17 protein-coding genes are annotated in these 22,353 nt (G+C 65.5%); 6 read left to right on the top strand and 11 right to left on the bottom strand.

The window, feature by feature from the left end; all coding sequences use genetic code 11:
• Nucleotides 1-355: hypothetical protein (locus tag HZB53_18120; GenBank protein ID MBI5879571.1), on the bottom strand; the 355-nt coding region annotated here is incomplete at its 3' end.
• A gap of 50 nt (nucleotides 356-405) precedes the next feature.
• Between HZB53_18120 and HZB53_18115 the strand changes: the two genes are divergently transcribed.
• Complete coding sequence (locus HZB53_18115; protein ID MBI5879570.1) at nucleotides 406-1,062, top strand: hypothetical protein; 657 nt, start codon at nucleotides 406-408, stop codon at nucleotides 1,060-1,062.
• A gap of 300 nt (nucleotides 1,063-1,362) precedes the next feature.
• Here the strand turns inward: HZB53_18115 and HZB53_18110 are convergent, their stop codons facing one another.
• From HZB53_18110 to HZB53_18095, 4 genes are all read right to left on the bottom strand, one after another.
• Nucleotides 1,363-2,676, bottom strand: coding sequence for an IS4 family transposase (locus HZB53_18110; GenBank protein MBI5879569.1), 1,314 nt, complete (start codon nucleotides 2,674-2,676; stop codon nucleotides 1,363-1,365).
• A 384-nt stretch (nucleotides 2,677-3,060) separates the two neighbouring features.
• A complete protein-coding gene (locus HZB53_18105; protein ID MBI5879568.1) occupies nucleotides 3,061-3,465 on the bottom strand; it encodes a DUF4276 family protein in 405 nt (134 codons plus the stop codon).
• A gap of 185 nt (nucleotides 3,466-3,650) precedes the next feature.
• Nucleotides 3,651-4,838 (bottom strand): AAA family ATPase, encoded by a 1,188-nt coding sequence (locus tag HZB53_18100; GenBank protein ID MBI5879567.1) that lies wholly within the window; start codon nucleotides 4,836-4,838, stop codon nucleotides 3,651-3,653.
• A gap of 27 nt (nucleotides 4,839-4,865) precedes the next feature.
• On the bottom strand, nucleotides 4,866-6,248 hold the full coding sequence (locus HZB53_18095; protein MBI5879566.1) for an amidase: 1,383 nt from the start codon (nucleotides 6,246-6,248) through the stop codon (nucleotides 4,866-4,868).
• A 287-nt stretch (nucleotides 6,249-6,535) separates the two neighbouring features.
• Between HZB53_18095 and HZB53_18090 the strand changes: the two genes are divergently transcribed.
• Complete coding sequence (locus HZB53_18090; protein MBI5879565.1) at nucleotides 6,536-7,456, top strand: TIGR03564 family F420-dependent LLM class oxidoreductase; 921 nt, start codon at nucleotides 6,536-6,538, stop codon at nucleotides 7,454-7,456.
• Entirely contained in the window at nucleotides 7,453-7,956 is a 504-nt protein-coding gene (locus HZB53_18085) for a DinB family protein (GenBank protein MBI5879564.1), read from the top strand. Before HZB53_18090 ends, HZB53_18085 begins: the two co-directional genes overlap by 4 nt.
• Before the next feature lie 244 nt (nucleotides 7,957-8,200).
• Here HZB53_18085 and HZB53_18080 read toward each other — a convergent pair whose 3' ends face one another.
• The 5 genes from HZB53_18080 to HZB53_18060 all read right to left on the bottom strand — a co-directional run bounded on the left by HZB53_18080 (nucleotide 8,201) and on the right by HZB53_18060 (nucleotide 15,625).
• A complete protein-coding gene (locus HZB53_18080; GenBank protein MBI5879563.1) occupies nucleotides 8,201-8,533 on the bottom strand; it encodes a cupin domain-containing protein in 333 nt (110 codons plus the stop codon).
• A gap of 29 nt (nucleotides 8,534-8,562) precedes the next feature.
• A complete protein-coding gene (locus HZB53_18075) occupies nucleotides 8,563-9,363 on the bottom strand; it encodes a hypothetical protein (protein ID MBI5879562.1) in 801 nt (266 codons plus the stop codon).
• Between the two features lie 106 nt (nucleotides 9,364-9,469).
• A complete protein-coding gene (locus HZB53_18070; GenBank protein ID MBI5879561.1) occupies nucleotides 9,470-11,716 on the bottom strand; it encodes a helicase-associated domain-containing protein in 2,247 nt (748 codons plus the stop codon).
• Nucleotides 11,713-13,878 carry a helicase-associated domain-containing protein gene (locus tag HZB53_18065; protein ID MBI5879560.1) on the bottom strand — a complete coding sequence of 722 codons (2,166 nt, stop codon included), beginning with the start codon at nucleotides 13,876-13,878 and terminating at the stop codon, nucleotides 11,713-11,715. Before HZB53_18065 ends, HZB53_18070 begins: the two co-directional genes overlap by 4 nt.
• Before the next feature lie 7 nt (nucleotides 13,879-13,885).
• Nucleotides 13,886-15,625, bottom strand: a complete 1,740-nt coding sequence (locus HZB53_18060; protein ID MBI5879559.1) for a DEAD/DEAH box helicase — start codon at nucleotides 15,623-15,625, stop codon at nucleotides 13,886-13,888.
• A gap of 613 nt (nucleotides 15,626-16,238) precedes the next feature.
• Here HZB53_18060 and HZB53_18055 point away from each other — a divergent pair.
• From HZB53_18055 to HZB53_18045, 3 genes are all read left to right on the top strand, one after another.
• On the top strand, nucleotides 16,239-17,255 hold the full coding sequence (locus tag HZB53_18055; GenBank protein ID MBI5879558.1) for a methyltransferase domain-containing protein: 1,017 nt from the start codon (nucleotides 16,239-16,241) through the stop codon (nucleotides 17,253-17,255).
• Between the two features lie 25 nt (nucleotides 17,256-17,280).
• Nucleotides 17,281-18,120, top strand: coding sequence for a methyltransferase domain-containing protein (locus tag HZB53_18050; GenBank protein ID MBI5879557.1), 840 nt, complete (start codon nucleotides 17,281-17,283; stop codon nucleotides 18,118-18,120).
• 623 nt (nucleotides 18,121-18,743) lie between these two features.
• The gene (locus HZB53_18045; protein MBI5879556.1) at nucleotides 18,744-21,215 is read left to right on the top strand and encodes a tetratricopeptide repeat protein; all 2,472 of its coding nucleotides are present in this window, start codon (nucleotides 18,744-18,746) and stop codon (nucleotides 21,213-21,215) included.
• 143 nt (nucleotides 21,216-21,358) lie between these two features.
• Here the strand turns inward: HZB53_18045 and HZB53_18040 are convergent, their stop codons facing one another.
• Nucleotides 21,359-21,946 (bottom strand): DoxX family membrane protein, encoded by a 588-nt coding sequence (locus HZB53_18040; GenBank protein ID MBI5879555.1) that lies wholly within the window; start codon nucleotides 21,944-21,946, stop codon nucleotides 21,359-21,361.
• Nucleotides 21,947-22,353 lie beyond the last annotated feature (407 nt).

Here is a 22,353-nt window from a genome sequence, read left to right as displayed (position 1 = left end):
TGGTGACGGCCGACGTGAGCGGCAACGGCGCGGTGTTCACGAACACCGGCACGCTGGAGTTCGCCGCGCCGGGCACGGTCGCCGGCATGAGCGGCCCGGCGCAGCCGTCGGGCGCCATCGGCGGCCTCATATTCAGCACGTGTGCGCTGGTGCGGAACGGCTCGGGCGGGTCGATCAAGGTCGGCGCGGGCGTGGTGACGACGACGATCAGCGCGGCGCTGGAGAATGGCGGGGTGATGACGGTCACGAGCCCGCTGGTGCTGGACAAGGCGGGCGGTTCGCACGTCAACAGCGGGCGCATGGTGGTGACGGCGGACGTGAGCGGCAACGGCGCGGTGTTCACGAACACCGGCACGCTGGAGTTCGCCGCGCCGGGCACGGTGCTGGGAGGTGAACAGCGGGCGGATGATCGTGACGGCCGACGTGAGCGGCAACGGCGCGGTGTTCACGAACACCGGCACGCTGGAGTTCGCCGCGCCGGGCACGGTGCTGGGCATGAGCGGCCCGGCGCAGCCGTCGGGTGGCGTCGGCGCCCTCGTGTTCAGCGCGTGCGGGTTGGTGCGGAACGGTGCGGGCGGGGCGATCAAGGTCGGCGCGGGCGCGGTGACGACGACGATCAGCGCGGCGCTGGAGAATGGCGGGGTGATGACGGTCACCAGCCCGCTGGTGCTGGACAAGGCGGGTGGGGCGCTGACAAACGCTGGCAGCCTGGCGCTGGCGGGCGGCAACGTGGACGTGTTCGGCGACTACGCGCAGAGCGGGCCGGGCGCGCTGAACGTCGCGATCGGCGGCACGACGCCGCGCACGCAGTACTATGTGCTGAGCGTCAGCGGGACGGCAAGCCTGACGGGCGCGCTGAACCTGTCGCTCATCAACGGCTTCGCGCCGGCCAATGGCAACACGTTCACCTTCCTGAACGCGGGCACGCGCAGCGGCGCGTTCAGCGCGGTCACGGGCACGTCCGCGCCGGGCGGCAAGCTGCTGGCCGCGACCTACGGTGCGACGTTCGCGCGGATCGTCACGCTGGGGCAGTCGCTCTTCCTGCCCATGATACGGCGGTAGGACAACGGATAACGAACGGACAAACGGATATGCGGTAGGGGCGAAGCATCGGCGGATGGTTCTGGTTTGACCGGCACGCGCGTGCCGATGCTTCGCCCCTATGGACGCAAGAACCTCGCGGGTTGCCAAAACCCGCGAGGTCTGCGTGGGTCGTGGGCGGGCGCGGTTTCCGCGCCCCATAAGCATCAAGCTAATAACGGTCGGTTAAGTTGCTTCAAGTTGCTCGAGTAGTTGGAAGGCGCTGGGTGAGGCACGGGCGCGGTTTCCGCGCCCCATAAGCATCAAGCTAATAACGGTCGGTTAAGTTGCTTCAAGTTGCTCGAGTAGTTGGAAGGCGCTGGGTGAGGCACGCCGTTTGTTGACGCGTGCGCCGTTGGTCAGCGCCCGTTGTAGTTCGGTCAGGGCCTGCACATGCTGGGCCGGGTTGGTCAGTGTCGCGGCGAGAGTAATCACATGTTTGCGAATACGCTGTGCCAGTTGGCGCATGCTGCGTTCAGGTATACACCAGACCACGGTCAGTATGACCCAATGTTGGAAGACCGCGATCAACAGTTTGGCATACACCTCACACAAGATGCGATAGGGCTGCGCGCTACGCGATTGGTCCAGATGCCCCAGATCTTTCCAGGTCTTGAATAACAACTCGATCTGCCAGCGCAGGCACGCCAAGACCAGGGCTTCGCTCAGACTCAGTTGGTCCGCCGGCACATTGCTCAACAGCAGCGTCCAACCGGCCAAGGCCCAGCGCGCCGGACTCACGGCTTGGGCCTTGCGTTTGGCCTCGTGCGTCAAGCGCCGCCGACGTTGGGCTTTGATGTGCTCAGGCACGCGCACCGCGATCAGCCGGCACGCGATGCGCTCGTCGCGCCCCAACTCAATCGGCAGATCGATCTGGGCTGCGCGTTGCGCCCGCAGGTAGCGTGCCAAGTCCAGCGCCGGTTGACCCGGTTGGCAGACGCTTACGCCGACTTTCCACCGCGTCAGCCAATAACTGCCCTGCGCCGCTTCGCGCGCCATCAGCTTCAGATCGAAGTAACCCAGATCGGCCAGCCGCAACGTGCCGGGCGCAAGCAACTCGCTCTGCATCGGCGCAGTCTGGTCTGACATGCGTGCTGGTTGCAGATCCAGATGGCTCAACGCCCCATCGCTGAGGCTGTACCGCAGCTGCACTTTCAACCCGGCGACCGTCGAATGCGCCGCGTTGCTGCCGCCCGGCCACAACGGGGCTAATGCGGCGGGCAAACTCAGGACGGTGCTGTCTTGCACCACGACGCCCACAAAACGTTTGAGCAACGCCAGACTGCTCGGCTGGGTCTCAATCACTTGTTGCACCGCCGTGCCGAGCAAACTTTGTAAGCAGGTCGCTGCCGCGGGCGTAAAGCGCTCGGCCAGCGCCTGGGCGGTGATATCCAAACCACGCACCTTGGCGTAAGGTACCAATTCGTCATAGCTGGCATCGGGGTTATCCCACCAGCTAAAGGTCACAATCTGCGCGAACAGCGCCGCGCTCAGTTTCGAGAGCCGTTGCGTAAATCCACTCGTCCGCCCGACCGCATTGGCCGCGCTCGTTAGCACGGATTGCATGGCCTGACTAACTTGTGCTAAAGTGCTCATCGGAAGCTCCTGTTATCCGGATGTTGGCTGGCACCTTCATCTTGCCACAGGAGTTTCCACTTGTTACATTATTAGCTTGATGCTTATGGGGCAGGTCTTTGACCTGCCCAGCGGACAGGCCAAAGGCCTGTCCCTACATGCGGCGTGCAGCACCATATCGGATCATTTCGCAAACCGCTATAGATGCTTCGCGCGCGTGGCGTGCGTGCAGGCCGTTGGCTTTGCCTGCGCGCTCAACATGACACTCATGGGGAGTCGCTTGCCCGAAGCTACACTATCGCCATCTTCGTGTGCCAGTCGGTCGCCTGCTCGTAGGCGTGCCCGGCGCGCAGCACCTTCGCCTCGCTTCAGCTCGCGAAGCACGAAAGCAACACGCGACCCCGGCTAAAGGAGCAATCTCCGCAGCGCCTTTATGAACCGTTCGAAATTTGGCAGGTGCTGCGCCAGCACCGCTGGATTCACCACAGCCAGCAACCTAAAAGACACATCTCCTTTGCGGTACGGCGTGGAACAGGTGCGCGTAGCATCGGCAAGTGCTTGCTGCACTTCATGGCGTCCGCGTTGTTCCAACTCAACCAGCGGCGGCAATGCGCTGGCCCGCAAATGATGACCGAAAAACGACGTCAACGCCTCGCGGTCTGCAACCAGCCACGTTTCCATGCACGTAACCATCAACTGCGCTTGATCGTCCGTGGCGCCTTTCGGTTGCTCCCATCCGTCGCGCTCGTGCAGGTGATGCCAGGGTAGCAACGATAGCGGTTCTTCACTGTCCACGAGCAGGATGGGCATAGACGGTTCGTAGCCAAGGGCATTACAGAAGTCATCGCAGGCATCGTTGCGTGAGCCGCAAGCCACAATGCGCGGGACGATGGGGCGCTTGAACCCCGCATTTTTGAGCACTTTGCTGAATCCCTCGCGGCACCGTGTCTTCTGATCCTTGCCTCGTCCGCCACCCTCAACATACAGAGTTACGCCTACCATCGCGTGCCGCCGATCTCGCCACTCGTCCACAGCGCGCCAAGGCGATACTTCTCAAGCCACCGCGCGAGTCGCGAAGAGTCGAGACGCTGAATCTGCGTCCGGCCATCGTGTTTTTCGCATACGAGGACGACTTCCGGGTGCTCGGTCAGGGCGTCCACCAGAATGTCCGAATGGGTTGTCACAATCAACTGCGTCCGTTGCGATGCGTCGAACAACAAATCCGAGATTTTGGGCAGCATGTCCGGATGCAAGCCGAGCTCGGGCTCCTCAATGCAGATCAACGGGGGCGGGTCGGGATCGAGCAAGATCGCTAGCAGGCACAGATACCGAAGCGATCCGTCGGAGAGGCGGGTCGCCGGAATGGTATAGTCGCCCTCGGTGAAGAACACCTGCACGGTGCCGCCCTCGACGGCAATCTCAAAATCGGTAAGCCCTTCATACAGATCGCTCAGTGCCGTGATCAATGCCAGCTTGACTTGTGGGTTACGGCGCAGGCGATTGAGAAACATGCCCAGGTTTGAATAATCCTCCTCCAACTGGTCGGTGCGCAGATCGGCTTTCTGCGGTTCTCGGAAAACCGTGTTTCGCCCAAATGTCCACTCGCGATAGAAGCGGAAGCCATGGTATGCGCTCGTCAAGTCGTGGAGCGGTGGAAAATAATCGGGGTCGCTCCTCTGCTGAACGATGGAAACGTCTCGAAAGACGTTCAACATCCCCGGTTGGGCGCTGTCGCCATTCTGACGAATCAATGGGTTCCCATCGTTATAGGAATAGTATTCTTTCCAAATGGGCAACCCATCTTGCTTGAACTCAGTAAATACGAATTCATCTAACAGGCGAAACCTCCCGTCCTCCGCGTGAAATCCAAGCGCATGCCGCAAGGCAGGGCGATCGTCGGGCATGTCAATGACAACCTCGATTGACGCCATCCCATTCGGATTGCCTTTCCAGACCCACTCCGACACGCCCCCACGTTGGCTGATAAAGCGCCGAAAATCGCTCTGAGCGGCGCGTACCAACGCCAGCGCATCGATCAGATTCGATTTGCCAGATCCATTGGGACCGACCAACACGTTAAGACGCTGCAACCGGAGCGGCTGTGCCTCGGCGCCATATGACAAGATGTTGCGCAACGTGAGTTCGCGCAAAATGGGCAGTCTCGATTTGTTTGCGTTCAGCATAGGTTCTCCTCATCAGTGGCGATGCGCCTACACCGCCGCCGTCTTCGTGTGCCACTCGGTCGCCTGCTCGTAGGCGTGCCCGGCGCACAGCACCCTCGCCTCAGTCCAGTTCGCGCCGACGATCTGCAGGCCGATCGGCAATCCCTCGGCGGTGAAGCCACATGGCACGGAAAGCACGGGCAGGCCGGCCGTGTTGAACGGCGAGGTGTAGCGCGTCAGCATACGCGCCTGCTCCACGGCGTCCTGCCCCTCGCGCAACGGCGCGGGAATCGGCGTGGTCGGCGTCAGCAGCAGGTCGTAGTCGTGGAAGACCTGCGCCATGCGGTGCTTGACCAGCGTCTGCGTGCGCCGCGCCAGCGAGTAGTCCGTCGACGTGAGCCCCGCGCCGCTGCGCAGGCGGGTCAGCACGTCCGCGCCGAAGCCGTCGGGCTTGTCCTTCAGTCGCTCGCGGTGGAACGCCGCCGCGTCGCTGGTCGTCACGACACCGTTCTGCGCGGACGCCGCCCGCAATTCCTCAATTTGCACCTCCGTGACGTGCGCGCCAAGGTGCGCCAGCACCTCCGCGGCCCGCTCGACCGCGCGCGCCACCTGCGAATCGCACTCGGCGAAGTATCCGCGCGCCAGCCCGATGCGCCAGCCTTTCACGCCTTCGCCGATGTGCGACACGTAATCGTCCACCGGCACGTCGGCGCTGTACGGGTCGTCGGCATCGTGGCCGGCGATCGCCTGCAGCAGGAGCGCGGCGTCGCGCACGGCGCGCGTCATCGGCCCGGCGTGATCGAGGTTCCACGAGAGCGGGATGACGCCGCGCACGCTCACGCGGCCGTAGGTCGGCTTGAGCCCGACGATGCCGCACAGCGAGGCGGGGATGCGGATCGAGCCGCCCGTGTCGGAGCCGAGCGAACCGGGGCAGAGCCGCGCCGCCAGCGCCGCGCCAGAACCGCCCGACGAACCACCCGGTATGCGCTCCAGCGCCCACGGATTCTTGCACGCGCCGAAGTGCGGGTTGTCGTTTGTCACGCCGAGCGCGATCTCGTGCATGTTCAGCTTGCCGAGCATGACGGCGCCCGCCGCGCGCAGCTTCTGCACGGCGACGCCGTCGGCGGCTGGCACGTGGTCGCGGAAGAATGATGAGCCGGCCGTGGTGCGTACTCCGGCCGTCTCATACAGGTCTTTGAGCGCCAGCGGGATGCCGTGCAGTTCGCCGCGTTGCTCCCCGCGCGCGATGGCTTGCTCGGCGGCGCGCGCCTCGGCCAGCGCCGTATCGGCGGTCACGGTGATGTAGGCGTTAATCGCGGGGTTGATCTGCGCGATCCGGTCAAGGTGCGCCTGCGTCAACTCGACAGGCGACAGTTTGCGCGCGGCGATCTGTGCGGCGGCCTCAGTGATGGTCAGGGCGGTCAGGTCCATGCGTTTCCTCCGGCGTACGTGCGGGATATGTGTCGTGTGTGCGCGTATGATACCGAAAAGGCGTGCCGGGATGCAAACGTGACAAACCTTTAACCGCAGAGCACGCAGAGAGCGCAAAGCAAGCTATTCCCCAATACGCCAGTCGCGAATGATGCAGATGTGTGCTGGCGCCGATTCGCGGACGCGGCGGAAACGCGCTGCATGAGCCGCCAGGCAGCTTCTGCAGTTAGAAAGCCAATCACGGCTTGTGCTATGATAAGGCCACTCTATTCGCAGGAGGCGACACCATGCGCATCGGACTGAACTTCGGCGGCACCGGCAAGGGCCTGGCTGACCTGCTGGCGCGCTTCGTGCAGGCGGAGACAGACGGCTATCACACGGCGTGGACGTCGAGCGCTGGTTACGACCCTCTGATGCTGCTCGCGCTCGTCGGGCATCAGACGAAAACGATCGAGCTCGGCACCGCGGTCGTGCCGACCTTCCCGCGCCACCCGGTCGCGCTGGCGCAGCAGGCGCTGACGGTGCAGGCGGCCTCCGGGAACCGTTTCACGCTCGGCATCGGTCTGAGCCATCGCGTCTCGATGGAGGAGCGGCTCGGCATCGACTTCTCGAAGCCGGTACGGCACATGCGCGAGTATCTCTCTGTGTTGAACGGCGTGCTGACCGGCCAGCCGACGCAGTTCAGCGGCCAGGTGTACCGCGTCAACACGCAGTTGGCGGTGCCGAACGTCAAAGCACCGTCGGTCATCGTCGCAGCGCTCGGTGAGCAGATGCTTAAGCTGGCCGGGCGCATGGCCGATGGCACGATCACCTGGATGGGCGGGCCGAAGTACCTTGCAACGGTCGCCATCCCGGTCATTACCAAAGCGGCCCGCGAGGCGGGCCGTCCCGCGCCGCGCATCGTCGCCGGCTTCCCGGTGGCTGTGACCAACCACCCCGAGGCAGCGAAGGCGGCGGTCGCGCAGACGTACGCGAACTATGCCAACCTACCGTCGTACCGCCACATCCTGGAGATCGAAGGCGCGGCGGATGTGACGCTGGCCGCCGTCATCGGGGACGAAACACAAGTCGAGGCGCAGTTGAAACGACTGGCCGATAGCGGTGTGACCGACTTCAACGCGTCGCTGTTCGGCGTCAAGGAAGACCCGGGCACGGCGGGTCGCACGCACGGCTTCCTCGGTTCGCTCGCCAAGGCCGGGATCAAGTGAGCGAGCGCGAGCGACTGCAAGCGCTATTCGCCTACAACGCCTATGCCAACAGGCTGGCGCTGGACACCGCCGCGCGCATGAGCGACGCCGAACTGGATCGGCCGGTCGGCCACGCCGCCACGCGCGGCCTGTTGCAGCACGTGATGGAATCCGATGCGTGGCTGCTCGCACTCGTGCGCGGCGCGTCGTGGCAGGAGCTACCCGCGTTTCCGACGCTGGCCGCCATGTGCCAGTACTGGGATGGCATCGTCGCCGACATGCAGGCGCTGCTGGCGGCGCTGCCGGAGGCCGACCTGGCGCGGGTGATTTCGGTCGACTTCGGCGACCACCGGCTGAACTACACGGTCTGGGAGATTCTGATGCAGACCAGCCAGCACGCCATCCACCATCGCGGCGAGCTGTCGGTCGTGATGACGTCGCTGGGCTATCCGCTGCCGACGCTCGATATCATGCTGTTCTTCGCCGACCGCTCCGGCCAGCACTGGCCGTTCGACACCTGAAACAGATCGAGGAAGCCGCCGGCTTCCTCGATCTGATATACGAACCTTGTCATGCTGAACGCGAAGGCATAACCCTACTCATGCTGCAGGTTGCGCGCGTGAAGCATCTCGATTCGCGACCCGTATGGCTCGCGGTGACACAGGTGATTGCGGATTTCAGGTCCTTCGCGCGCGTGGAATCCAATTAGCTCAGCGGCTTGCCTTCGCGCTCAGGATGACCGATTTAAGGTGCTATACACTGCACTCACTCCCGCTCCGATTCGCGGATCATGACCAGCAGCATCTTGAACGGCGCGGCGGCCTTGACGGCGTGCGGGTGGTTGGCGGGCAGCACCAGCAGGTCGCCGGCGCGCACGGTGTGCGGCTGGCCGTCGATGCGCACCTCAGCCTCGCCCTCGACGCCGATGACGAGCGCCTCGAACGGCGCGGTGTGCTCGCTCAACCCCTCGCCTTCAGCGAATGCGAACGCCGTGACCGTACCGGTCGGCTTCTTGACGAGCGTGCGGCTGACAACGGATCCACTCTGCGTCTGGATCAGGTCTTTGAGGGCATGCACGCCCGATGGGGTGTCGCTCATTGTGGTCTCCTTGAACTGTCGCGCTGGCGTCAGGCCAGTGTCAACGTCTCGCCCGGCCGCGTGTAGCGGTCATGCACTTCCAGCACCGCGTTCACGATCGGGTCGCGTGTCGCCACACCATATGCTCCGACCAGGCGGCAGACGCCGTATGACTGGCTAGCCTGCTCGTAACGCTGCACCCACGCGCGGTAGCGCGCCTCGGTCGGCTTGTCCGGGAAGGGGAAACGGGCCGGCGGCTTGCCCGCGTCGCAGCGCCATGGCTTCGGCGTCAGGCGGGCGCGGAAGCACTGCTGTGCCGCGCACAGCCGGATATACAGCGGATCGCTGCCGAGCGCGCGGAGCAGGTCGGCGGTACCCCGGTCGGTGGGGTCGAACAGCGCGTGCGTGAACAGGCCGCGCAGTCCGCCGCGTGTGCGGTACATGCGGATGCCCCAGCCGGCGTTGTCGGCCGCAAAGCGCTGGATGCCCTCAAGCACTTTCGGTTCGCGCCGGCGTTGCTCGTCTTCGTCAATGTCGATGTCGATGAACATGGCATTGGCGGCGTTCAGCACCAGCGCGCCGTAGGCGTTGCGGGTGATGGCAGCCACCGTATCGCTGCCGTTGCGCATCTCGATGACGATCTCTTCGCGCATCGGCCGGTCTCCGTAGCCGTAGCGGTCGAGATCGGCGCCGGACGCCGCTTTCTTCGCGACCTCCAGCACGCGCGCCTGGGCGCGCTGGATCGCCTCGGCCTCGCTCGTGTTCGACCACTGCCAGCAGTTGTACTGGTACCGGCCACTGCTGGTGTCGATCGGCTGGCGCAAGTGGGCCCAGTATTTCGGAATGTTCATCTGCTCCTCCGGTGTGCGCGGTGTGGATGCTGATTTCAACATCAGGTCACCCGAAGATTTTTGGCTGATGCCGGGCGCTCTGGCGAATGATTGGGTTCTGCGCGCGCTAACCGACCGGGATGCCGCGCGCTTCCAGCAGGGCGCGCACCTGATCGACATGCTCGTCGGCCACGAACACAGACGACGGGTCGGCCGGGTACGGGTGCAGCAACGGCCCCGTCTCCGGATCGTCCAGCAGCGCCTGCGCCACGTCGGCGCTCGGCAGTTGCATCAGGCGCATCTCGCGCAGCCGCGCGCGCCCGTAGAACTGCCCCCAGCGGCGTATGGCGATCACGACGGGACCCGGCAGTGGGCCGTGATGCCAGCGCTGCCAGCGCGCGATGATCTCCTCGATCGACTCGCCGGCGTTGCGCTCCGATTTGACGATGGCCTCGCTCAGGTAGTAGCCGTCGGGGCGGCGCTCGGCGTGCTGCTCCAGCTCCTTCAGCAGGAACACGCTTGGCACGGCCTGCAGTACGGTCACTCGGCCGTCGGCGTCGAGCGTGAGCGCGTCTTCAATATCGTCGGCCCCGGCGGTGAAGGCCGGCAGCAGCCCCTGCGCCTTCAGGGCGCGCAGCAGCGGCTCGCGCCTCTCCGGCGCGCCCGGTGCCAGCGCCACGCGCGGCAATGGCCTGCTGATCAGCCGCACGCCCGGCGCCGCCTGCAGCGCGTCGAGCAGCGCCGGCTCCAGCGCATGAATGAGCGACACGCCGCGTCGCACGACGATACGGTCGTATGACTGCCCCCACTCCTCCAGCGTGCGCTGGACGTTTTGCGGCAGGATCGAGGCGGCCGTGCGCGCCAGGTAGGCGATCACGTCGGCGCTGGTCATGCCCTTCTGCTGCGCGCGGTAGATCGACTCGCGCGACAGGTGATACTCGTACACCTTGTCGGCCTTTACGCGGTCGGCAAAGCGGTCGAGCATCGACAGCGTCTGCTCGGCGATCGGCTCCAGCGCGAAGATCTGGAAGTTCGGCTGCACGACGATGTGCCCGGCGCCGGCGGCCTCGTCGCCGGGCGGTGCGCTGCCGATGCCAAGCAGGTACGCACCGAGCGGCGTCAGGCGGAACGCCAGCAGCGCGCCGCCCGCGTGGCCCAGCGAGACCAGCCCCAGCCAGTGCATCGCGTCGCGCACGACGGCGGTGATGTACTCCTGCTCGACGCGCGTCCAGCCCTCGCGCTCGTCGGCGACCGGGAAACCCCAGCCGAGCGGGTTGTGATAATAGTAGTACGGGTTGATCGCGCCATAGTCTTCGCGCGAGCGCCGGAACAGAAACTCGTAGCTCGTGTCGCGCATGCGCTCGATGCAGTCGGACAGCAGCGACCAGCCCGGGCCGGCGCTCTCCGCGATCTGCTTGACGACGGCCTGCCGCGCGCGCGCCACCAGTTGAAAAGCGCGCGCCGAGCGCTCTTCGTGCATGCGCGGCGCGACCGGCAGGTGCAGCAGTTCGTTCCAGCGCGCCGAGCGCCGCCACGCCTGCACAAAGCGGTCGGTGCGGCGCGTCAGGCTGTAGCCGAAGAACTCGTGCGCGCCGGCGATCGCTTCGAGCCGGCGGCCGCTGCGCCGTGCCAGTCCGGTCTCTTCCATCATCAGCCGGATGAAGTGCAGCCGGTGCGCCTGCACCTCGTCGCGCGCGCGCTTCAGATCGACTTTGCCGATCAGCACCTCGTTCAGGCGCGTCAGGTGCCGCTTGGGCACCAGCCCGGCGGCGGTCAGTTCCACCGGCCGGCCGCGCAGGTAGTTCCAATAGAGGTACACGTCGCGCTGGAACGTCTGCGCCGCGCCCTCTTCGATGCGCTCGATCTGCCCGGCGGCGGGCGCGCGCAGCGGGCGGCGCGCCGGCCGGATCGCTTCGAGCACCTCAGCCGGGATGAGCAGTTCGGTATTGAGTATCGCCAGCGTGTCGAGCGTCGGCGGCAGCCAGTCACCGAGGCGGCTGATCAGCAGCCCGAATTGCAGCAGCGGCCAGAGTGCGTCGACGATCTCGTGGTGCAGCCCCGCATCGGCCGGCGCGCCCTCGGCGGCCAGCGCGCGCATGATTTCGGCGCTCTGTGCGCAGCCGCCCTGCTCGCGCACCCACTCCAGAATCTGGCGGGTGATTGGCGGCATGCCGTCCAGCGCGGCGCGCACGATCTGCGGGTCGGCCAGCCGTGCCGCCAGCAGCTTGACCAGCTTGGGCTTGCGTGGCAGCGGGGCGCCGATGCTGTGGGCCTTGGCGATCGCGCGCAGCACGTCGCGATGGCTCCCCGCCAGCAGCCGCTCGGCGGGCAGGGCGCGCACGGGGGCGCGCGCGGCGTTGGTCGGCGTGCTCATTCGACCCTCGGCGTATAGCCCTTCTTGACGAGCTGGCGCGTGAGCGCGTCCGCGCTTTCCGGGCGCACCACGATCAGCCGCGGGCTGAAAGTAAACAGCACATGTTCTTTCAGGTCGGTCTGCGTGAGCAGTTCCTGCAGGATGTAGTCGTCGGCGAGCTCGAAGACGGTCAGGTCGTCGTACCAGCGCACGCGGCCGTAGCGCGCCCACCAGTCCTGCCACTGCGTGAGCACGCGCGCGGGCAGCGGGCCGTCGGCGAGCCGGGCAAGCTGCGCCAGCACATCGTCCAGCGTCAGCCCGTACTCGAACGCGGCATGCGCGTGCTCCTCGTCGAAGCGGTAGGCCGCGTGGCCGTCGCTTACCTGCTCGAAGCGCGCCAGGCGCTCGAGGGCCAGGAAGGCCGAGAAGTCGTTGCGCGCCAGCGGCAGTTGCGCGCCGAGGTCGTCGGACAGGCGCAGGGCGCGTTCGGGCGCGTTCGGCGTGGGCAGCTCGCCGCCCCGCAGCAGCGCCTCGCCGAGCGGCGTCAGGCGCACGGCGCGCACGCTGATCGGATCGGCCGTTTCGTCGGCGGGATGGGCATCCTGCACGGCGAGTTCGACTGCGCCGAGCCAGCGCAGCGGGCCGCTCACGATGCGCTCGATGAAGGCGCCGTATGCGCCGCGCCACGCGTCGAGCGTGCGCGGGTCGATGCGGCTGCCGTTCGTCTCCAGCCACCAGGCGGGTTGCAGGGGGAACGGCTGTCGCTCGCGCAGGAAGTCGGCGTTGATGGCGTGCGTGGTTTCGAGCAGCGAAGCGAAGTCGTGCCAGATGCCGCCGGGCAGCAGCGACAGCAGGCGGGTGATGAAGCGGCGCGCGCGCGCCAGTTGCTCCAGCCAGTGTGCGTAGGTCATGTGCGCAGCCAGCACCGAGCGCCTGCCCTTCAGCCCGTGCTCGCTCATCACCGGCCACAACTCGGTCCAGGCGGTGGTGCGCTGCCACGCGGCGAAAATGACGCGCGTGTCGTGCGCTTCGGCGCGCGGCGGGTCGGGCAGCAGGTAGCTGATGAAGTCACTCAGGTCGTCGGCGCCCGTCAGCGGGCGCAGCGCCGCCAGCGATTCATCGTCGAGCCGCGGCGCGGGCGGCGGCACGCTCAGCACGGAGTCAGGCTGGTGCAACCAGCCTGGTTTGACCTGCAGACGCACCATCTCGTCAAGCTCGTACGGCCAGTCGCGCAACGCTTTGATCGCATGCGCCTGGGCCAGGTCCGGCGGCTGCCGGCGCACTTTCAATGTCAGGTGCGGCGCCAGCAGCATGATCTCCGGCACGGAGACGCCGCCGGAGACAATGCGCAGCCGCGACAGGTCGCCGCTGAACGGATGCACGACGCCGAGACGCGGCTGGTCGAACCCGTCGGCGGCCGGCCACTGGCCGGTCATCGGCGGCACCAGCGGCCCGGCGCCCGGCGCGATCGTGTACGGGTCGCTGCGGAACCAGTGCGATGGCAGCGTCACGACCAGTCCGCGCTCGCGCAGTTCGCGCAGCGCTTCCTCGACCGGGCTGATCTCCAGCCAGCCGAGCGCTTCCTGCAAGTCGGCGACGGTGGTGTCGGGCTGGCCGTCGCTGAGGATGTACAACATCTGGAAGACACGCTTCTGCGCCTCGCTCAACGTGGCGACCGCCTGCCGCCCGGTTTCCGGCTGTGCCAGGTGCTCGGCCACGCGCGCCAGCAGGCTGGCGCGGTCGGCCCCGGCATGCGAGATGCCGTGGCGACGCGTGATGGCGCGCAACTGCGCCAGGCTGGCGGCCTGCAGGTAGTGCCGCCACTGGTACTGGAGCGAGGCGGCCTGCGCGCGCGCTGCCGGCGCGGCGTCCACGCGCTCGAATGTGTAGCTCTCGTTCACCCAGGCCAGCAGCAGGGCGACCGCATGGGCGCAGAGGCCGCCCGTGCCGCAGTCGCACTGCGCATCGAATTCGTCGCCGGCCTGATGCCGAACGATGACGGTGAGCTCGTTCTGCGCGCCGCCCTGCACCTGCGCCATGATGAGCGGCTCGTGCAGGGCCAGCGTGCCGCGTCCGACCGCACCGTCCTGCCAGAGCGTCGCCCCGGCGGCAAACGCCGCCGGCGCGGCGAGGCGACGTACCTGAGACTCTTTCAGTGTCGGGAACGGCCTGGGGCGGGGCATAAATGCGTCAGTTCAGCAGTTTGGGGGCCGGCGCAGCCACAATGCCGGCCAGCATCGCCGGTTGGAATGCCGCCACTTCGTGGTCGTAGAGGATATCGTAGCGGTAGCCCTGCTCGGTCAGGAAGAGTTGCCGCTTGGCGGCGAACTCCTGATCGCGCGTGTCGCGCGAAACGAGCGAATAGAAGTGCGCCAGCAGGCCGTTGCGCTTCGGGCGCAGGATGCGCCCCAGCCGCTGCGCCTCTTCCTGCCGCGAGCCGTAGGTGCCGGAAACCTGGATGGCGACGTTGGCGTCGGGCAGGTCGATCGCGAAGTTGGCGACTTTGGACACGATCATCAGCCGCTGCTCGCCGGCGCGGAACGCGTTGTACAGCCGCTCGCGCTCCCGGGTCGGCGTCTTGCCGGTGATGATCGGCGCGCCGGTCTCGCGCGCGATCAACTCCAACTGGTCGATGTACTGGCCGATGACGAGCACGTTGTCGTCGCGGTGCTTGATGAGCAGTTGTTTGAGCAGGTCGACCTTGAACGGGTTCTCGGCGGCGATGCGGTACTTGTCGCGCTCGTCGGCCACGGCGTAGGCCATGCGCTCGCTCTCCGGCATCGGCAGGCGCACCTCGTGGCACTCGGCGGTGGCGATCCAGCCCTGCTTTTCGAGGTCTTTCCACGGCACGTCGAACTTCTTCGGCCCGATCAGCGAGAACACGTCGGTTTCGCGGCCGTCTTCGCGCACGAGCGTCGCCGTGAGACCAAGCCGCCGCCGCGACTGGATCTCCGCGGTGACGCGGAAGACCGGCGCGGGCAGCAGGTGCACCTCGTCATAGATGATCAGGCCCCAGTCGCGCTGGTCGAACAGGGCGAAGTGCGGGAACTCATCGGTCTTCTTCGACCGGTACGTCATAATCTGGTAGGTGCTGATCGTGACCGGTTTGATCTCCTTGACGTCGCCGGTGTACTCGCCGACATCCTCGGCCGTCAGGCTCGTTTTGTCGAGGATTTCGTCAATCCACTGCCGCACGGCGACCGTCGAGGTGGTCAGGATCAAGGTGCTGGTCTGCATGCGCGCCAGCGCGCCGATTCCGACGACGGTCTTACCCGCGCCGCAGGGCAGCACGATGACGCCCGACCCGCCGCGCGCCGATCCGGCCGCGTAAAACACGTCCACCGACTCGCTCTGGTAGCGCCGCAGGCCGAAATGCTCGCCGTCGCGCGTCGTCTCGCGCAGTTGCAGCGGCAGGTGCGCGCCGTCCACGTAGCCGGCCAGATCCTCGACCGGGTAGCCGATCAGCACGAGCGCCTGCTTCAGGTGGCCGCGCTGGGTCGGGTCGATGCGCAGGGTGTGGGCGTCGACCGCCTCCAGGATGAACGGCTTGGCCCGCTTGTGGTTGGTGATTTCGGTGATGAGCGTCGTGTCCTGCGAGTTCAGCAGCAGACGCTCACCGTCCTTGAACAGCTTCAGTCGCCCATAGCGCGAGACATAGTCCAAAATATCCACGCGGACGTTCTCGGGCAAGTCGTACTTGCCGAAGCTAACCAGTGCGTTAATCATCGCCTCGGCGGTTTCGCCGGCCGCGGCGGCGTTCCACAGCGAAAGCGGCGTCAGCCGGTAGGTGTGGATATGCTCCGGCGACTTTTCCAGTTCGGCGAAGCGCGCCAGCGCATCCCGCGCCGCTTCGTAGCGCGGGTTATTGACTTCCAGCAGGACGGTCTTGTCGCCCTGCACAATCAGCGGGTTTTCAGGCGTAAATGTCATAGCGGCCCATTCCGGGCTTTTAGAGTCAATACACGATAGGTGATTTTACCAGTATAGCATAGATTCGGGGATTGCAAATGAGCTGTTTTGGTGGCGCGTGCCGATTTGGAGCACTCGTGAGCGTGCGCTGGCGGGGCGGTTTCGTTGACGCGACTTTATGCCAATTCGCCAAAAATCGTTGACAGCGCCGGTTCAGTGGCATATAATTCGCCTAATTGCGCTCGGTCCGGTTCTCGTCCATCGCTGCCCGGGAGGGGGAGCGATGGGGAAGGAGAACGTATGGCTCTACGCGCTACCCGCTCGACGCACTCTCCGCTGCGTCTTGTCGTATCCCGCTCGCATTGCATTCCGCGCTCGCCGCCTGGCCGGCATAAGCTTCCCAACACTCCGTGCTGTATTCTCGCCGCGTTGCACTCATCACGCGTCGGCGTCCGCCTTGCCTGTCAACCCGAACTACTGAACACAACTGAATAATGCGTGTTCCGCAAACCTTTGGACCACGAACCGCGCGAAGGGCCGCGAAACGCACGAAAGGGACGCGCTCTCATCGCGGTGTTCACGGCATCTCGCGTGCTTTGCGAACCACGTCATCACACACAGGAGCATTGAACCCATGTCCAACGAATCTACCAGTCCACTGCCAATCGACGATCTGCTGCGCATCTGGTATGCCGCGTATGACTCGTTCAACTTGATGGCCGCCTGTCAGCTTGATCTCTTCACGCCGCTAAAGGACGGCGCGTTGACGGCTGCCGAATTGGCGTCGGCGCTCGGCGTGCAGACCGACCGGCTTGCGCCTCTGCTGTATGCACTCGTGCCGTGCAACCTGCTGGCGGTCGATGGCGATGGATGCTTTCGCAATTCGCCGCTGGCGGCGCGCTATCTGGTTCGCGGCGAGTCGGCGTACGCCGGCGGCATACACTCAACATATGATTTGGCGTACCATGCCATGCTCAAGACGGCCGAGTCGATCCGCAGCGGCCGGCCGCAAGCGCTGCATGACTACTCTAGCGCGAGCGACGAAGAGCAGATGGCGATGCTGCGCGGCCTGAGCCAGAGCGCGGCGCGCGTGGCGGGCGAGCTGATGCAGGCGTGCGATCTTTCTGAGTGCCGCTCGCTCCTCGACGTCGGCGGCGGCTCGGGCGCGCTTGCGGCTGCATTCGCCGATGCCTTCCCAACGCTGACGGCAACCGTGGCCGACTTGCCAGCGGTGACGCCGTACACTCATCGGTTGATCGCCGAGGCGCCGGCGCGCGCGCGCTTGCATGTGCTGCCGACGGACGTGACGCGCGAGCCACTGACCGGGGCATACGACGCGGCGGTGATGCTGCGTTTCATCCAGGCGCTGGCGCCAGACGATGCGCGGAACGCGATCATCAACACGGCGCGGGCAATCCGTCCGGGCGGCGCAATCTTCATCGTCGGCGCGATGCTGGACGACTCACGCCTGTCGCCGCTGGTCACCGTGGCAGCGAATGTCATGTTCCTAAGCATATATGACGGAGGACGCGCCCACACGGAAAGCGAGCACCGCGCCTGGCTCGACGAGGCCGGCTGCGATTTCGTGCGCTGCATCCCGATGTCGGCGGGCTTCTCGGCGATCGAGGCACGCAAGCGCATGAAATTGTAGCCATCTCACTCTCAAGGAGGCATCGATGAGCAACGAACACGTCATATCTACAGGCCATGACCTTGCCGATTCGATGTGGCAAGACCAGCACTTCAATTTCGCACGCGAACCTTACGAAGCGATGGTGCGGTGGGTCGGAATCCAGCCAAGCGGGCATGTGCTTGACGCCGGATGTGGGATCGGCAGCTATCTGCCGTGGTTCGCCGAACTGGTTGGCCCGACTGGCCGCTTGAGCGCGCTGGACATAGCACCGGAGAACATTGTGATGGTGGAATCACGCTTCAATGCCAAGCCACTGGCATGCCCGGTTGAAGCGCGTGCAGGGAGTGTCCTGGAACTGCCGTATCCGGACGCAACATTCGACGCGGTGTGGAGTGCCAGCGTGTTCCAGTACCAGACAGAAGCGCAGGCGGACCAGATGCTGGCGGAGTTCAAGCGCGTGACGACGTCGGGCGGGCTGATCGCCATCAAGGATTTCAACTGGAGCGGCAGCTACAACTCGGTGGTTCCGTTTCTGATTGTTAACCGCCATCACGAAGCGCTCTGCCGGAGCGGTAATGTTGAGTGGAACGGCATCATGCGCTCGCCGGAACTGCCGCGCATCTTACGATCGGCAGGATTGACCGAGGTCAGGCAGCGGTTCTTTGCCGTGGAGAAGCGGGCGCCGCTGAATGCCAACGACCGGGCATTCTGCCTGAGCTTCTTTATGTGGCAGGCCACGCAGTCAAAGAGCCTGCCCCTTACGCCGGACGACCAAGCGTATTGGCGCGAGTTGTCTGAAGGCGGCCGCGCGGCGGAAAAGACAGATAGCCCGGACTTCTACCAGCGCAACGAATACACGCTGGCGGTCGGCCGCGTGCCGTAAACCGTTGGAACGCGAACCGCGCGAAAGGCCGCGAAACCCACGAAAGGGGTGCGAAAGGGCGCTCGCGCCGATGCGGGTAGGGGCGAAGCATCGGCAAGCGGATCGTGTGTGACCGACGCGCTCGCGCCGATGCTTCGCCCCTACGACGATGCGACAACGGACGTCGGGCGGACAAACGGGTGCAGGCGTGCGGGCACAAGGCGCGTGCCGATGCCTGCGGATGCCTTTATGCTTCGCCCCTACGACGATGCGACAACGGACGTCGGGCGGACAAACGGGTGCAGGCGTGCGGGCACAAGGCGCGTGCCGATGCCTGCGGATGCCTTTCGTGTCATTCGCGGCGTTTCGTGATTCTCGTGTTCCAAAGACTCTGTGCGCCGAGTACGTTCAGGCTGTTGGGTGCGTGCCGTAAACCGTTGGAACGCGAACCGCGCGAAAGGCCGCGAACCACACGAAAGAGGCGCGCCCATTTCGCCGCTTTCGCGCAGTTTCGTGGCGTTCGTGTTCCAAATGGCTCGGCGCATTTTATGCCACAATTGACAATGTGCGGCGGCGTAGTACATTTAATGGCGGGGGGTGGGGGACAGAACGAATCGTTCGTGCCCTTCTACAGGAGCCGAGCCATGAGACGACCGTCCTTTCCCGTAGTTGTGCTGGCTGCGATCATCGTGATCGTGCTGCTGGCGCTGGCCAGTCCGCTGCCGTTCCTGATGCTGGGTGACCGCGACCTCGCGGAGGCGCAGACCGCCGCCGCCGAGGAGCAGTATGACCGCGCGGTCACGCTGGCGTTGCTGCCGCCGCTGAAAGCCGACGCGCTGTGGGGCCGCGCCCGCGCCCGCCTGGTGCTGTTGCGCTACGACGAGGCCGCGTCCGACAGCACGGCGGTGCTCGAACTGCGGCCGGAGCAGACCGCCGCATATCTCTGCCGCGCGCAGGCGCGCGCAAAGCTCGGCGCGCACGAACCGGCGGCTACGGACTTCAGCGCGTTCCTCGCCACATTCCCCGATGACGCGGCGGCGCTCTTTGGCCGGGCGAACGCATATGCGATCCTCCAACGGCATGCCGATGCCGCCGCCGATCTGACGCGCTACTTGGTGCTGCACCCCGGCGCGGCCGATGCGCTGGCGCTGCGCGCGCGCAGTTACAGCGCGCTCGCCGAATGGCAGAACGCGGTAACGGACTACGCGGCTACGCTCGAAACTGGCCAGGATACGGCCAATATGCTGGCCGGGCGCGGCTATGCCTACCTGCAACTGGGCCAACTCGATGAGGCCGTGGTTGATCTGTCCAAAGCGGTCGAGCAGAAGGCCGACGGTGCAGAGCGCAATCGCACCGCGCTGGCCGACGCGCTCTACCGGCGCGCGCAGAACGAAGTGGAGGCGGGCGCGCTGCCCAAAGCGCTGGCCGACCTCAACGACGCCATCTTCGCCGATGCCACGCGCGCCGACATCCACACACTGCGCGCGTTCGCCGCGCTGGAGCTCGAGCGCTACGCCGATACGGTGACGGCCGCGACGCAGGCGATTGAGTTGGCGGCGGATAGCACGGCGGCCTACGCCTACCGGGCGTATGCGCTGGCGCAGCGCGGCGAACTGGAGCTGGCGCGCGCCGACGCCTTGCGCGTCATCGACACGGCGCAGTCGCCGCCCCGCGAGCGGGCGCTGGCGTTCTACGCGCGCGCCATCGTCGCCGAGGCGCAGGGCCGCGACAAGGCCGCGATCGGCGACGCGAGCGACGCGCTGGCGCTGGGCGTGCTGTCGCCTCGGCGCGAAATGACGCTCTACGTCCTGCGCGCATCGGCCCGGCTGCAATTGGAGACGTATTCCGAGGCGATCGCCGACTTCGACCGCGCCGAGCAGCGCGAGCCGACCGACGCGCTCAAGCGGGTCATCTTTGCGGGGCGCGGCTACGCCTTCTTGCAGCAGGACAGCTTCGTGCGTGCGGGCGACGAGTTCAGCGCGGCGCTGCGCCTCGGCCCCGAAGACGCCTGGCTGTACCAGCAGCGCGGCATGGCATACGCCGGGCGCCGGAAGTACGATCTGGCGCTCGAGGATTACAACCGGTCGATTGAGCTCGACGGCCGGCAGGCGGCGTTCTACGTCAACCGCGGCATTGTGCACGCGGCGCAGAAAGAGTATGAGGCTGCGCTGGCCGACTTCGACAAGGCGCTGGCTAACAGCAACGACGAAACGCTGTCCAACTGGACGCGCTCGTACATCCTGCTGACCCGCTCGGCGGTGCACTCGCAGAAGGCCGACGAGGCATCGCGCGAACTCAAGGACCTGCTGGGCAAGGTGGATGAGGGCGATCGCGCGCAGTGGGCTAAACGGTTCCAGAGCAGCTTCTCCGGCATGCGCGACCGTGTGCGGACCATCCAGGAGCAAGTCGGGTTGATGGCGGAGCAGTTCGGCGCGATGGAGAAGCTCGACCTGCCCGACTGGTACCTGGTATTCGCGTCCAAGTCGCGCGAGTCGCTGGAGTTGCAGGTGGAGGGCTTCGCGGCATTCGAGCAGTTGTGGACGCGCACCAACACGCTCGTGACCGCTCTGCCGAAGCTGGTCGATACGCTGGACAACGCCGCAAAGTCGTCCGCGCTGAGCCGCGCCGCGTTCCAGAAGTACGAGGCGTATCTGGACCGCTTCGATTACACCGGCGCGCGACAGTTGACGGCCTCGATGCGGCAGGAACTCGAGGGCTTTCGCGATACGATGCAGAAGATCCAGCGCGAAAGCGGTCTGACGTTCGTGGCCGACGCGGTCGACCTGTTCGACAAGCAACTTGAATACACGCGTGCGCTCGACCGGCTGACCGATGCGCAGCAGGCGGGCGACTACCGGCGCTTCCTGGGGGTGCTCAGCGAGCTCGACAAGCTGGAGACCCAGATCAGCGCGGCATCGAAGCGTATGAGCGCGTGGGGCGATGAGTTCGACCGCTGGGAGCAGCGCAACCTGACGCCGCTGGTCGACAAGGCGAAGCAGAAGTTTGAGGCGGCCAAGGCACTGAGCGAGGAAGCGGCCAAGATATTCGATGAAGGCCGCTCGCGCATCACGGTCAAACAACCGCGCCGGCTCTTCCCGCCGCCAGGGCGCACGTAAACTCGGCGGGATGCGCTCCGTAGGCGCAGATCGGGCATTAGCAGGAAACCGAAACGGCTGCTCCCAGGCAGCCGTTTCGGTTTGATCCCACTATGCACTTGTCACTATGCGGTTGTCACACTCCGTTATGCCGCCTCCTTCCGTCAGCCGCGTGCCGGCTCCTTGACCGCTTCGCCCGTGCCTAACTGAATGGCCGGCGCCCACGGTGTGCCGAGCAGCGGCAGCAAGACGCGGTCAGCGCCCCAGTAGCCGGCAACCTTCCACGCCAGCACCATGCCGATCGCCAGCGCGAACAGCAGCGGGTTGCTGGAGGCGGTGCCCGCCATGATGAAGTTCCAGTTCATGAACGCGCCGAAGAACGCCGCCACCCCGGTGAAGGCGCCGAGCATCAGTGCGATGCCGAGCGCGAGCTCGCCATAGGCAACCACTTTGGCGAACCAGGTGTACGCCTGCATATCGAGCAGGTACTGGATGAAACTGCGATACCAGTCAAAATACGCCACCGGCCTGGGGTCCGTCTTCACGACATTCAGCCAGAAGCCCTTGAGCGATTCGCCGGTCACGACCCAGCCCGGTTCGCTGATCTTGTGCTGTGACGCGTCGAACCAACTGTAGCCCACGTATAAGCGGATCGGCAGCCAGAGCAGTGCCATGCGGCGGTCGCCGAAGAGAAACCTGGCAATCGGTGGATCGGAGACCTGTACGTTGTTGCGGTTCAGCAGTCTGGACATCGGATACTCCCTCCTTGAGAGTGTGTCGGGGGAGCGCGCCCATCATGATCGCGCTCTCTTCTATTTACGGCTTCATTATCACTGCTTATACGCATAAATGCATGTGTCAAATGTCCCGAAGTTGGCGCGCGGCGCGCCCGGTACGGATCGGGATGACAGCCCGGGCAGGACGGGACAAATGTCCCGAATCGCGACAACGGATGACAAACGGACAAACGGATGTGGCGGTAGGGGCGTGACAACGGACAAATGGACGGGTCAACGGATGACAAACGGACAAACGGATGCGGCGGTAGGGCGTGACAACGGACAAATGGACGGGTCAACCGATGGGTCAACGCATAAACGGATGTGGCGGTAGGGGCGTGACAACGGACAAATGGACGGGTCAACCGATGGGTCAACGG

This window comes from Chloroflexota bacterium (assembly GCA_016235055.1).
In the GTDB taxonomy this organism is placed as follows: Bacteria; Chloroflexota; Anaerolineae; order JACRMK01; family JACRMK01; genus JACRMK01.
Note: the sequence above shows the minus strand (reverse complement) of the source record. Positions and strands in the feature narration are given on the sequence as shown.